The organism is Nitrosomonas sp. Nm166 (assembly GCF_900112825.1).
Classification (GTDB): Bacteria; Pseudomonadota; Gammaproteobacteria; order Burkholderiales; family Nitrosomonadaceae; genus Nitrosomonas.
The window spans coordinates 1-12,767 of sequence record NZ_FONE01000040.1 but is presented as its reverse complement, the minus strand read 5'-3'; the positions used below and the strand labels follow the sequence as shown (position 1 = coordinate 12,767).

Here is a 12,767-nt window from a genome sequence, read left to right as displayed (position 1 = left end):
TATTGTAGGAAACAACGATCTGCTTATCATATGATTAGTCCGTGCCTCATTTGAGCGTATTACATGTCGTGTTTCTTTTGAAATTCTGCATGCAGACTGCGTTCAAATAGGTCTATTTCAGATAGTTTAAGTTGAACGTGAGCACCCGGTGCAATTTCAGGTAATGAAGGTACTCGGATTACCAACGGGATATGCTCCAGCTTTACTAGATTTTCTTTAATAACCTGGGCATTGATGAATTGAATTTTTTCCTGTAACAGCCAGCGCAAACACCAGTAACGTTCCATTGCGCGCTGGAATTCACTGTAAATCCCATAAGCTGTTTCAAAGTCGCGCATTGCAATTAAAAGGCGATTATTTTCTCTGGTATAGGGAGGCGGTTCTTTCCGCAATAACGCAATAACTTGCCGTTGATTGATTAGATCGACATAACGTCTCATTGGGGAGCTGCTCCAGGCATATTGTGCAACACCCAAACCTTGATGAGGAGCAGGTGAAGTGCTCATTTTAACTTTGCCATTGGTTTGACTGCGAAAAATGCCAGTGATACCGGCATCCGTTAATTGCTTACCCCATTCGGTATTGACATAAATCATCAGCTCAGATACTACCTTGTCGATGGGCGAGCCTCTGCGGCGCTCGATGATCGTAACGTGATCATCGCTAATTTCAAAACTATAATCGATTTTGTCATTATTTGTGTCATTGGCTTTGCCACGCTGATTTTCCATTTTGCAAGCAAATTTCCACAATAAACTTAACTCCTTGCTATAAATATGCTCAAAAATTCCTTTGCTTAAGGTGGTTTCATTAAAATGTTGTTCTAACAGATTATGGCGTAAGTTTGCTGCAATTTTTATTTTCTCTATTTTGCTCTCCGTACCTATGACTGTAAAATCATCTGATACATCAAGATATAAAGAAAGTGCAGGACGTAATTGATGTTCAGTCAATGTAAACTGGTCAATGGTGACCTTCGGCAGCATGGTAATTTTGTTTCCGGGCAGGTAAACCGTCGACAGGCGCGCTGCAGCAACTTGATCAAGTGTTGATTCAGGATCGATTCCCAATGCGGGAGCCGCAATATGGATACCGATACGGAAGCTGCCCAGTGTAAGCGGAGTAACAGAGAAAGCATCATCGATTTCTGTCGTTGAAGCATCATCGATACTAAATGCGATCGCATCTGAAATCGGTAAATCAGAGAAATTATTATATATTTGTTGTAACTCCAGTTCACCAAAACCGGTGCCTTGAGAAAAATGTTCCCAGACAAACTGATTGAAATGGTAATCATGCGAGGATGGAATAGCACCGCATTTTTCCATCAGTTTTACGACCGTGAGCTTTTTTTCGGTACAAACTGCTTCAAGCGCCTTCCATTCGATTGAATTTTTATCGGGCTTGTAGAGTAAATCAGGTATGCGCGATTTAAATTCTTCGGGCAACATAAAATGATTTAATTGCTCAACATAACGCGCTTGCTGCTCTGCTTGCAGGCGTTTTTTTTCCTGACTGGCTAAGGCAGCTTTCAGTGCATCGGGTGGTGCTGCTTTATAACGTCCGTGCCCCTTTTTATAGAAATACATAGGAGCATTCTGTAGCAGCAGCAATGTGGCCGCAGCCTCAACCGGATTAGGCGCATGACCAAAGTAATCAGCAGCCAGGGCGTTGCTGGTAAATTCTGCATCTTGCGCGCAACATTCCCATAAAAAATTCGGATCTAATTCCTCGGCTATTTTTTGTACATGATGCATGAATTCAGATAAAGGAGGTGTATCAAATCGAAAAAACACAGATGTTGCCTTGATTTTCGAACGCTTACCATGAACAGCCTCCACTTGTAAGGAAGTATTGTTGTCAGCCAGTATGGTGCCTACTTTGAAGGTTCCAGCTTCTTCGTAAAAAACATTCATAAGATTGTTTTTATAATTACAGTTGGGAATTAGAACGCGATCGCTGCATTATGCAAGATTGCGCTCTTGTCAGAAAAATTAAGGACTTTAACATTCACTTCAGAAAATATATTCTGTAATGCATAGAAAGCTAATCAATTCCGCATTATATACGAGACGTTTAATGATAAAAAACGGTAGACAATTGTTGTTAGGAATAGTGCTGATGTTTTTCAACAACTGAACAACTGAAGAAAAACTGCTTATATAGTCTATGACACTGAAGACACTGAAACTTAATGAGAAGGAAAAAGTGATGAAAATGACGCGCGTCACCTGGTTTGTAGTCATCATTCTTCTATTCATCATTGCCTGCACGCCTACGAAAATACCCTCGAATTCAGATCTGACAACAGATGATATGACTCACTGGGCAGATAAAACGGGTGTGCCTTTGCTGACTGATATAGGAGGTCACCACCATCCTGTAACGACTGACCACCCCATAGTGCAGCGTTATTTTGATCAAGGGCTGGTGATGAATTTTGCATTTAATCACGACAAATCAATACGCTCATTTCGTGCCGCACAGATGCTCGATGGGAATTGCGCTATGTGCTACTGGGGTGAAGCCTTGGCACTGGGCCCCAATATGAATACGACTAGCAATGGACAAGTCATGATGGAAGAAGAAGCGCATACGCAAGCATATGCAGCGATTCAAACAGCGATTCGCTTAAAACCGCAAGCCAGTGAGAAAGAGCGGGATTATATTGATGCATTGGCGGTACGCTATCGCAAAGATGCTTCAATCCCCAGAGAGAATTTGGATTTGGCTTATATGCACGCGATGCGTCAACTTTTTCAGAAATATCCTGAGGATGATGATGCGGCTACATTATTTGCAGAATCCATGATGAATACCATGCCTTGGGATTATTGGCAGGACCCTGAGACACCGAAAACGCTGACTGTTGAAGTGATAGAGGTTTTGGAAACCGTGTTGCAGCGTTCTCCACGGCATCCGTTCGCTACTCATTTATATATTCATACCGTTGAAGCCTCATCAAGACCTGAACGTGCTGAAAGCGCTGCGGATATCTTGCGCGATCTGGTGCCTGGTGCTGGCCATCTGGTGCATATGCCTTCGCATATCTATTGGCGTGTTGGACGGTATCACGATGCATCCGAAACGAATCGCAAAGCGGTAGCTGTTGATGAGGCGTATATCAGATCTTGTAATGTTCAGGGTTTTTATGCAGCAGCTTATTATCCACATGATCTTCATTTTCTATGGGCATCGTATACGATGGAAGGCCGTAGTCGAGAGGCTATTGAGACGGCACATCAAGTGGCTGCCAGTGTTTCGCTTGAGATGATCAAGCATTACCCGGCTATTGAGCTCTATAAAACGATACCATTGCTGGCGCTTACCAATTTTGGTCAATGGCATGATGTGCTGAGGCAGCCGCCTCCACCAGATCATTTGGAATTTTCTCATGGCATCTGGCGGTATGCCCGTGCGATAGCATATGCAAAATTGGGTGATCTGAAAACCGCACATGCAGAACATTCCACACTTGCAGCACTGCGGAAGACTGCTAATCTGGCGTTGCTGGATGCGAAAGATTATCCGGCAACTTTGCTGTTACAAATCGCAGATAAAATGGTGCAGGGTGAAATTTTTATGGTGCAAGGCGACTATGCAAAAGCGATTGCCATTTTTAGTGAAACGGTTGTGATGCAGGGACAATTGCCCTACACAGAGCCACCATTCTGGTATTACCCGGTGCAGCTTTCATTGGGTAAGGCTTTATTAAAATCGGGTGATTATGTCCAGGCTGAAAGGGTGTATCTGGATAATCTCAGGCATTATCCTGAGAATGGATGGGCTTTATATGGATTGAAACAAAGCTTGCAGGCGCAAGGTAAAGATTTTAGTGAAGTACAGAGAGCGTTTGACAAGGCATGGCAGTATGCCGATATTAACTTGACGGCTTCAAGGTTCTGAGAGCTCTGAGATTAGCTGCAGATGCTGAATTCGATAACCTGTAAGATACTTCAATCACTTTGGTGTTTTTTTAGAAATAGCTGGATAGCATCTCTTAACTCAGATTCTGGCAGTGTTGCAGCGAGTTGATCTAAACAATCCTGTGCGGTTTGACTCAGTTTTATTTTTCTCTTGATACATCCTTGCTCTGCTAAAGGTTTTGTATTTTTTGTGAGGTGATGTGCTTGCACCAAAATTTGAATTGCAGTAACTTCCCAACCTAGCGCCTGCAATTTTAGTAGCAAAGATGGGGAATATTGCTTAAGTTTTGATGCAATAGCGCCATTTTCAACCATGATGATTAACCTGCCATTTGAAATTCGACTGATGTTACAGTGCTTCGCCAAATGCGCTGGAACAAGTTTAGCGAAAGTTAATTGATTTGCACGTAATTGATGAGCTAAAGAGAATAAATTCTCATATTCAGGTGTCTTGCCAAGAAGGTTAAGATAAGAATTAACTTTATAAGAGGTCATGGCTATTTAAAAAATATCCGGTGAATACGCATATGAATATTATTTTTATTTCTAATAAGTCTGAACGAGCAAGAAAAATAACTTTAACAGGGAAACGCATTGCATTATTAATTAGTATTTTTATATTGATTACTATAGCACTAGCTCTAATCTTGAATTTTATTTCCCTGCGTTATGCCGATCGAATCGATGCACCTCTATTGAGAGCGGTATTGGTCAATCCTCAAGAAGAAAGACATCAAAAGATTCAAACCCATTTGCAAGATAATCTAAATGTTATGGCGAGTAAACTAGGGCAAATGCAGGCGCAATTATTGCGTTTAGATGCTCTGGGTGAGCGGCTGGTGGAATCCTCCGGCATCAAATCGCGAGATTTCTTATTCGATGTAACGCCAGGGCAAGGGGGGGCGCATAGTGATTTTCCATCTGAAGAACTGACTTTTAGTGAGTTTAACCATAAGCTTCAGGAATTATCGAAGATACTTGATGAGAGGACTGATAAATTGAGTGCGCTGGAATCTTTGTTGCGCCGCGACAGACTCACAAAGTATGTTCTGCCTTCTGCCATGCCTGTTGAAACAGACTGGTATTCTTCAGGTTACGGTTACCGGATAGATCCATTCACGGGAAAAAAGGCATTCCACGAGGGAGTGGATTTCTCTGCAGAAATAGGCACACCGATAAAAGCTGCTGCCGGTGGCGTGGTGGTCTATTCGGATCGCCATCCTGAATATGGTAATATGATCGAGATTGATCATGGTGATGATTTGGTAAGTCGTTATGCCCATGCCTCAAAGCGTTTGGTCAGGCTCGGGCAAGTCGTGTTGCAAGGGGAGAAAATAGCTGAAGTGGGCAATACAGGGCGTTCGACAGGAGCGCATTTGCATTTTGAAATTAGACATAAGGACAAACCGCTTAATCCATCCAGGTTTTTGAAAAAACCAAGTTAAATAACTTAAGCAATTATTGATTATTCATAAATGAATGCTTATGTTTTTGAATACTCTGTGTTTTCCTATTGCGTATCTTAAATAGGATCGGTTTTGAGCTGATATTTTAAGTATTGTTGTGGGTGAGGTACAAATCTCACCCTTTATTTTTTAAACAAATGTTTAAACAGAACTTTCAGAGACTTTATGCTAAGTAACCTACTTAAAAAGATTTTTGGTAGCCGTAATGATCGAATGATCAGACAGTATTCTCAAACTGTGCGAAGTATTAACGAAATGGAACCAGCCATTGTGGGATTGTCGGATGCTGATTTACGTGCCAAAACGGATGAGTTCAAGCAGCGCATTCATAATGGAGAAACATTGGATGCGTTATTGCCAGAGGCTTTTGCTGTGGTGCGCGAAGTTGGAAAGCGCGTTTTAGAGATGCGCCATTTTGATGTGCAACTCATCGGTGGAATGGTATTGCATGGAGGAAAAATTGCTGAAATGCGTACAGGTGAAGGTAAAACGCTAATGGCGACTTTGCCAGCCTATCTGAATGCACTATCAGGTAAAGGTGTCCATATCATTACTGTCAACGATTATTTAGCCAAGCGTGATGCTGACTGGATGGGGAAAATTTATCAATTCCTCGGGATGAGTGTGGGTGTGATTTATGCGCAAATGCCACATAGCGATAAACAGGCCGCTTACGCGGCGGATATTACTTATGGCACTAATAATGAGTATGGTTTTGATTATTTGCGTGACAATATGGTGACACACCCCTACGAACGCGCACAACGCCTACTCAATTTTGCCATCGTTGACGAAGTGGATTCGATTTTGATTGATGAAGCACGTACACCACTCATTATTTCCGGGCAGGCAGAAGGTGATACAGAAATTTATGTGCGCATCAATGCGTTGATTCCCAAGCTCATGCGTCAAGAAACAGAAGATGGACCAGGTGATTTTAGTGTGGATGAAAAATCCCATCAGGTTACTCTGAGCGAGTCTGGTTTTGAACATGCCGAAAAATTATTGACCGAGGCTGGATTGTTGAAGTCCGGATCCAGTCTTTATGATCCAGCCAATATCAACTTGATCCATCACTTGAATGCAGGTCTGCGGGCGCATAGTTTATATTTCCTGGATCAGCATTATGTAGTGCAAGATGGCGAAGTGGTGATCGTCGATGAGTTTACCGGACGCCTGATGGCTGGCCGACGTTGGTCAGATGGATTGCACCAAGCTGTGGAGGCGAAAGAGGGGGTTTCTATTCAGAAAGAAAATCAAACACTTGCTTCCATTACTTTTCAGAATTATTTCCGCATGTATCACAAGTTATCAGGCATGACGGGTACGGCCGATACTGAGGCAGCGGAATTTCAACAAATTTATGGATTGGAGACAGTCATTATCCCGACTCATCGTCAGATGATTCGGGATGACCGGATGGATCAGGTATTTCGCACCACGAAAGAGAAAAATGACGCCATTATTCAGGGAATCAAGGACTGTTATGAGAGTGGCCAGCCGGTTCTGGTAGGTACGACATCCATTGAGAATAATGAATTGCTATCCAAGTTGCTGAATCGGGAGAAACTGCCGCATCAAGTTCTGAACGCCAAACAGCATGCCAGTGAGGCAAGCATTGTTGCACAAGCGGGTCGACCTAAAATGATCACCATCGCGACCAATATGGCAGGTCGTGGTACTGATATTGTACTGGGAGGTAATCCGGAACCGGAGATCGAGCGTATACGGCACGACGAGAAGTTGAGCGAAGAAGCCAAAGAAAAACAAATTAACGAAGTGTACTCGAAATGGAAAGTAACCCATGAAGAAGTTTTAAAAACAGGCGGTTTACATATTATTGGCACTGAGCGGCATGAGTCTCGTCGCGTAGATAATCAGTTACGTGGACGGTCAGGCAGACAGGGAGACCCGGGCTCCAGCCGTTTCTATCTTTCATTGGAAGACCCTCTGCTGCGGATATTTGCATCGGACCGTGTAGCTAATATTATGACGCGCCTTAAAATGCCTGAAGGAGAGGCGATTGAACATCCTTGGGTAACTCGCGCCATTGAAAATGCTCAGCGCAAAGTGGAAGCGAGAAATTTTGATATGCGCAAACAACTATTGGAATATGATGACGTTGCTAACGATCAGCGACAAGTGATTTATCAGCAGCGTAATGAGTTATTAGAAGCGGAGCATGATATCTCGGAGACAATCACGGCGATACGAGAGAGTGTTTTAAGAAATCTATTCAGTTTGTATATTCCACCGGGAAGTGTTGAAGAACAATGGGATGTGGTGGGTTTAGAGAAAGCGCTCGCGGCGGAATACCAGCTACATTTCCCTCTGCAAAGATGGCTTGAGCAGGAACCAGCATTGCATGAGGAAAACTTGTGCGAGCGTATTCTTAACCTGGCTCATGAGCAATATCAAGCTAAAGTAGAGAAGGTGGGGGATGAGATTATGCATCATTACGAGCGAGTCGTGATGCTGCAAACTCTGGATTCGCATTGGCGAGAGCATTTGGCGGCTTTGGATCATTTGCGTCAAGGTATTCATTTGCGGGGTTATGCGCAGAAGAATCCAAAACAGGAGTATAAGCGGGAAGCTTTTGAGTTGTTTTCTCATATGCTCGAAGAAATCAAAAGCGAGGTGACCCAGATACTTTTGACTGTACAGATAAAGAGTGAGCAACAAGTAGAAGCTGTGACGGAAACATTACGGTCACCAGAAAACGTGCAATTTCATCATGCTGACTATAAGGAGGCACTAGATGAAGAAGCAGGATATGAGAAAAATCAAGAGGAAAAATTACAGCCTTTTGTACGTCAAAATGGCAAAGTGGGTCGCAATCAACCCTGCCCTTGTGGATCCGGTAAAAAATATAAGCAGTGTCACGGTAAGATCAAATAGCAAGCAAGAAAAATGATCTATTTATATTAAGTATGTATTTCTAAATAAACTGCAGAGCTTAAACTACAGAGCTGGATGAGTCGGGGCTCTAGAAGGTCATAAGTACTTAAAATCATAGGCTTATATTCCATGGTGGATGGTTTTGCAGATATCAGAGTAACTAAGAAATACTTTTAAGTTATTCTCATAATCCAATAATGGTTATGTTATACTGCGCACCTTTATAATTTATAAAATTTGCCAGTGAAATTGCTGGTGTAAAGCGAATTTGCCGTTTTATGTTAGTTTTTTCGTGAAAAATATTACTGATGGAATAGTTGAATATGCCTGATAGTTTCAGTATCAATGAGAGGATGAGTGGCAGAAGAAAGTTTCTGGTTGCTGCGACTTCAGTGGCGGGGGGTATTGCTGGTGCCGCAATTGCTACGCCGTTTTTGTTAAGCATGATGCCCAGTGAGCGAGCTAAAGCAGCGGGAGCGCCAGTAGAAGTTGACATATCAAAACTTGAGCCTGGTATGCTGTTAATGGTCGAGTGGCGTGGAAAAGTTGTGTGGATTTTAGATCGCACACCGGAAATGCTGGAAACTCTTGTAAAAATTGAGGCTGATTTAGCCGATCCAACTTCAGAAAAGAAGCAACAGCCAGATTATGCAAAAAATCGCACACGCTCAATAAAACCCGAGATACTGGTTATCGAAGGTGTCTGTACACATTTAGGATGTTCTCCTGTATTCAGAAAAGAAGTTGCTCCTGCGGATCTTGGTCCTGATTGGCTAGGAGGTTTTTTCTGTCCTTGTCATGGGTCAAAATTTGATCTGGCCGGTCGTGTGTATAAAAATGTACCGGCGCCATCTAATATGGTTGTTCCTCCTCATACTTACCTGAGTGATAATCGTCTTTTAATTGGAGCAGAAAGCGAGGGATCTGCGTAAAATGAGTAAGCTATTTAATTCAATGATTGGATGGATTGATGAACGTTTTCCACTAACATCAAATTGGAGAGCGCATCTTTCTGAGTATTATGCACCGAAGAATTTTAATTTTTGGTATTACTTTGGTTCATTAGCATTGCTGGTGTTAATCAATCAGCTGATCACTGGTATTTTTCTCACCATGAATTATAAGCCAGACGCTAGCCTGGCATTTGCTTCGGTAGAATATATTATGCGAGATGTGAATTATGGTTGGTTGATTCGCTATATGCATTCTACTGGTGCATCCATGTTTTTTGTTGTGGTTTATCTGCATATGTTTCGGGGAATGATGTATGGTTCTTATCGAAAACCACGTGAGCTTTTATGGTTGATTGGTATGGCCATCTTTTTTGTGCTGATGAGTTTGGCATTTACCGGATATATTTTACCTTGGGGACAAATGTCCTACTGGGGTGCGCAAGTCATTGTGAGTATGTTTGGAGCTATTCCAGTAATCGGCGATACGCTTTCTCAATGGCTTTTGGGCGATTTCACCCTTTCAGATGCTGCACTTAATCGATTCTTTGCATATCACGTAGTCACATTGCCTATATTATTGGTGGTTCTGGTTCTTGTCCATATATTAGCATTGCATGAGACCGGATCAAATAATCCAGATGGTATAGAAATAAAAGCAAATAAGAATCCCCAAACAGGGATTCCTGTCGATGGAATACCATTTCATCCATATTACAGTGTTAAAGATATTGTTGGAATCGTAGTATTTCTGCTGGTATTTGGCGGAATTATCTTCTTTGCTCCGGAAATGGGTGGCTATTTTCTAGAATATAATAATTTTATTCCTGCTAATACATTGCAGACACCTGATCATATTGCGCCGGTTTGGTACTTCACACCATACTACTCCATGTTGCGCGCAGTAACTGTTAACTTTCTATGGATAGATGCAAAATTATGGGGTGTAATATTGATGGCCGCTTCCGTGGTTATATTTTGTTTCTTACCTTGGCTAGATAGAAGTCCAGTAAAGTCTATTCGATATAAAGGTCCATATTTTAAAACAGCACTAACACTCTTTGTGATTAGCTTTTTTGTCCTGGGTTGGCTTGGAACAAAATCTCCAACTCCTTTATATACCTTACTAGCCCAAATCTTTACAGTTATTTATTTTGCATTCTTTATCTTAATGCCGTGGTATAGCAAGATAGATAAGACAAAACCTGAGCCCAAAAGAGTAACAAAATGAAGAATATAATAATTGCTATATTTATCTTGTGCATGGCTCCAGTTAGCTTGCTTGCTGCAGAGCTTGGTATAGCCTTAGACAAAGCTCCAGTTGATATCACAGACAATGCTTCCCTGCAACGCGGAGCCGAGACCTTCGTTAATTACTGCCTGACTTGTCATGGTGCTAGTTTTATGCGCTATAACCGCCATAGAGATATCGGACTGAGTAATGAGCAGATTCTTGATAAATTGATTTATACTGGTCAGAAAGTTGGGGATCTGATGCAATCAGCCATGCGTAAAAAAGAAGGTGAAGAATGGTTTGGTGTTGTTCCGCCTGATTTATCAGTAATTGCTCGTTCACGCGGGGCAGATTGGTTATATACTTATTTGCGTACATTTTACCGTGATGACGCCACTGCAACTGGCTGGAATAATCTTATCTTCGATCGTGTAGCGATGCCTCATGTGCTTTACCAACTACAAGGTGAACAAGAGTTAGTGGTAAAAACAAGTGATAAAGGAGAGCAAAAAAGCCTATCACTCCAAAAACCAGGTAACCTGACCGTTGCTGAGTATGATAAATTTGTAGGAGATCTGGTTAACTATCTAGTTTACTTAGGTGAACCTCATGCTAATACTCGTAAGGAGTTAGGTTTTATGGTTATGATATTCCTGCTTGGTATGCTGGTTTTATCTTACGCATTAAAAAAAGAATATTGGAAAGATATCCATTGATTATCATTAAGCTTTTGAATATTGATAATTAAGCCAGAGAAATAGCAGTTATGATGACATTATATTCAACAATTACCTGTCCCTATAGCCATCGCTGTAGGATTGTTTTACACGAGAAGGATATGGATTTCCAGGTAATTGATGTTGATCCAAATAATCAATCAGAAGACTTAGCGGTAATTAGCCCTTATGGCAAAGCGCCTGTACTAGTGGAACGTGATTTGGTATTGTATGAATCAAATATTATTAATGAGTATATTGATGATCGCTTTCCGCATCCACAATTGATGCCTGCAGATCCAGTAATGCGTGCCCGTGCACGCTTATTGCTATATCGATTCGAGCAAGAACTGTTCTGTCATATTGATGCGTTTAATAGCTCAGACCAAAAGGCGATCGATAAAGCACGTGCAGTAATTGTAGATCATCTGACAGTTATTTCTCCAATTTTTGAGAAACAAAAGTTCATGTTGGGAGATGAGTTTTCGATGCTTGATGTTGCAATAGCGCCATTATTATGGCGCCTTGAGCACTTCGAAATTCGTTTACCTAAACAAGCAGCACCATTGCTAAAGTATTCAGAGAGATTATTCAGTCGCCCACTATTCATTGATGCATTATCTGCATCAGAAAAAATTATGCGAAAATGAGTGCTAGTACTAAACCATATTTAATTCGCTCTATTTATGATTGGTGCATTGATAGCAATTTTACGCCTTATATATCTGTAAAGATTTATCCAGAATTGGATATTCCTTTGGAATGTGCCATAAATGATGAGATAGTCTTTAATATCAGTGTCAAAGCTGCTCATGATCTAATCATTAATAATGATTTTATTTACTTTATGGCGCGTTTTAATGGCGTGTCAAGAAAATTAAAGATACCTATGAGTGCAGTTAAAGGAATATTTGCTAAGGAGGTGCATCAGGGGATAGAATTTCCTTCTGATAAAAAAGATGAGAATCAGGTAAATAATGAACAAAATAATACAATTCCAAGCTCCTCGGTTCTTCCATTGAAGAACACAAGTAAACCCAATTTACGGGTAGTCAAATAATCCCAAATTAATTTGGATACATTCTATTCAGTTATGCCGGCATAGCTCAGATGGTAGAGCAGCTGATTTGTAATCAGAAGGTCCCGAGTTCGATTCTTGGTGTCGGCACCATAAAATCAATAAGTTATTTTATGTATAAGAAATATATTAAATTAATATAGACATTATGTAGACGAAAGATTTGAATATTGTGGTTGGTAAGATGTAACGGTTTCTTGTCAACATTTTAAAATCGAGCTATGTCTCTTTCTTCATCTCCAATCGACTCTGCTTCAATTTGCTTATCAATATAAGTATTAAAATCTTTCACCCACCGCCTTACGTTGCTATTTTTATGCACCAACAATGAGCTAAGGCACTTCTTGTCATCCTCTAAATATGGTACTAGTGAGCCGGACCAACCCCTAGTATTCATATTGGCTGAGAACTTTGCACGGTCAGAGCCAGTTTCAGATGCGATTAATGATATAATAGTGTTTTTAATCATACAATTGAGTTAATTGATATGAGCTTTTCG

General features: G+C 41.2%; 10 protein-coding genes and 1 tRNA gene. 9 read left to right on the top strand and 2 right to left on the bottom strand.

The features are described 5' to 3' along the window. Positions 1-59: 59 nt before the first annotated feature. Entirely contained in the window at positions 60-1,916 is a 1,857-nt protein-coding gene (locus tag BM021_RS11415) for a ribonuclease catalytic domain-containing protein (protein WP_090721162.1), read from the bottom strand. 295 nt (positions 1,917-2,211) lie between these two features. On the opposite strand from BM021_RS11415, the gene BM021_RS11410 reads away from it, so the two are divergent. Beyond that, a complete protein-coding gene (locus tag BM021_RS11410; RefSeq protein ID WP_090721161.1) occupies positions 2,212-3,906 on the top strand; it encodes a tetratricopeptide repeat protein in 1,695 nt (564 codons plus the stop codon). A gap of 50 nt (positions 3,907-3,956) precedes the next feature. Here the strand turns inward: BM021_RS11410 and BM021_RS11405 are convergent, their stop codons facing one another. Beyond that, on the bottom strand, positions 3,957-4,421 hold the full coding sequence (locus BM021_RS11405; RefSeq protein ID WP_090721160.1) for a DciA family protein: 465 nt from the start codon (positions 4,419-4,421) through the stop codon (positions 3,957-3,959). A 32-nt stretch (positions 4,422-4,453) separates the two neighbouring features. Here BM021_RS11405 and BM021_RS11400 point away from each other — a divergent pair, with 32 nt between their 5' ends. The 8 genes from BM021_RS11400 (at position 4,454) to BM021_RS11365 (ending at position 12,361) form a co-directional block, all read left to right on the top strand. After that, the gene (locus tag BM021_RS11400) at positions 4,454-5,371 is read left to right on the top strand and encodes a M23 family metallopeptidase (RefSeq protein WP_090721159.1); all 918 of its coding nucleotides are present in this window, start codon (positions 4,454-4,456) and stop codon (positions 5,369-5,371) included. Between the two features lie 186 nt (positions 5,372-5,557). Further along, positions 5,558-8,290, top strand: a complete 2,733-nt coding sequence (gene secA, locus BM021_RS11395) for a preprotein translocase subunit SecA (protein ID WP_090721158.1) — start codon at positions 5,558-5,560, stop codon at positions 8,288-8,290. A 323-nt stretch (positions 8,291-8,613) separates the two neighbouring features. Next, positions 8,614-9,222: a ubiquinol-cytochrome c reductase iron-sulfur subunit gene (petA, locus tag BM021_RS11390; protein ID WP_090721157.1), complete on the top strand. Its 609-nt coding sequence runs from the start codon at positions 8,614-8,616 to the stop codon at positions 9,220-9,222. A gap of 1 nt (position 9,223) precedes the next feature. Next, a complete protein-coding gene (locus tag BM021_RS11385; RefSeq protein ID WP_090721156.1) occupies positions 9,224-10,471 on the top strand; it encodes a cytochrome b in 1,248 nt (415 codons plus the stop codon). Further along, positions 10,468-11,190, top strand: a complete 723-nt coding sequence (locus BM021_RS11380; protein ID WP_090721155.1) for a cytochrome c1 — start codon at positions 10,468-10,470, stop codon at positions 11,188-11,190. Before BM021_RS11385 ends, BM021_RS11380 begins: the two co-directional genes overlap by 4 nt. A 50-nt stretch (positions 11,191-11,240) precedes the next feature. Beyond that, complete coding sequence (locus BM021_RS11375) at positions 11,241-11,840, top strand: glutathione S-transferase N-terminal domain-containing protein (protein ID WP_090721154.1); 600 nt, start codon at positions 11,241-11,243, stop codon at positions 11,838-11,840. Next, entirely contained in the window at positions 11,837-12,250 is a 414-nt protein-coding gene (locus tag BM021_RS11370; protein WP_090721153.1) for a ClpXP protease specificity-enhancing factor, read from the top strand. Before BM021_RS11375 ends, BM021_RS11370 begins: the two co-directional genes overlap by 4 nt. A 35-nt stretch (positions 12,251-12,285) precedes the next feature. Further along, positions 12,286-12,361: transfer RNA gene (locus BM021_RS11365), tRNA-Thr, on the top strand. Positions 12,362-12,767 lie beyond the last annotated feature (406 nt).

Bases quoted from the DNA above. Each gene is read 5' to 3' on its own strand.
- BM021_RS11400 (WP_090721159.1), top strand. From the start codon at position 4,454: ATGAATATTATTTTTATTTCTAATAAGTCTGAACGAGCAAGAAAAATA.
- BM021_RS11385 (WP_090721156.1), top strand. From the start codon at position 9,224: ATGAGTAAGCTATTTAATTCAATGATTGGATGGATTGATGAACGTTTT.
- BM021_RS11375 (WP_090721154.1), top strand. From the start codon at position 11,241: ATGATGACATTATATTCAACAATTACCTGTCCCTATAGCCATCGCTGT.
- petA (WP_090721157.1), top strand. From the start codon at position 8,614: ATGCCTGATAGTTTCAGTATCAATGAGAGGATGAGTGGCAGAAGAAAG.
- secA (WP_090721158.1), top strand. From the start codon at position 5,558: ATGCTAAGTAACCTACTTAAAAAGATTTTTGGTAGCCGTAATGATCGA.
- BM021_RS11405 (WP_090721160.1), bottom strand. From the start codon at position 4,421: ATGACCTCTTATAAAGTTAATTCTTATCTTAACCTTCTTGGCAAGACA.
- BM021_RS11415 (WP_090721162.1), bottom strand. From the start codon at position 1,916: ATGAATGTTTTTTACGAAGAAGCTGGAACCTTCAAAGTAGGCACCATA.
- BM021_RS11380 (WP_090721155.1), top strand. From the start codon at position 10,468: ATGAAGAATATAATAATTGCTATATTTATCTTGTGCATGGCTCCAGTT.
- BM021_RS11370 (WP_090721153.1), top strand. From the start codon at position 11,837: ATGAGTGCTAGTACTAAACCATATTTAATTCGCTCTATTTATGATTGG.
- BM021_RS11410 (WP_090721161.1), top strand. From the start codon at position 2,212: ATGAAAATGACGCGCGTCACCTGGTTTGTAGTCATCATTCTTCTATTC.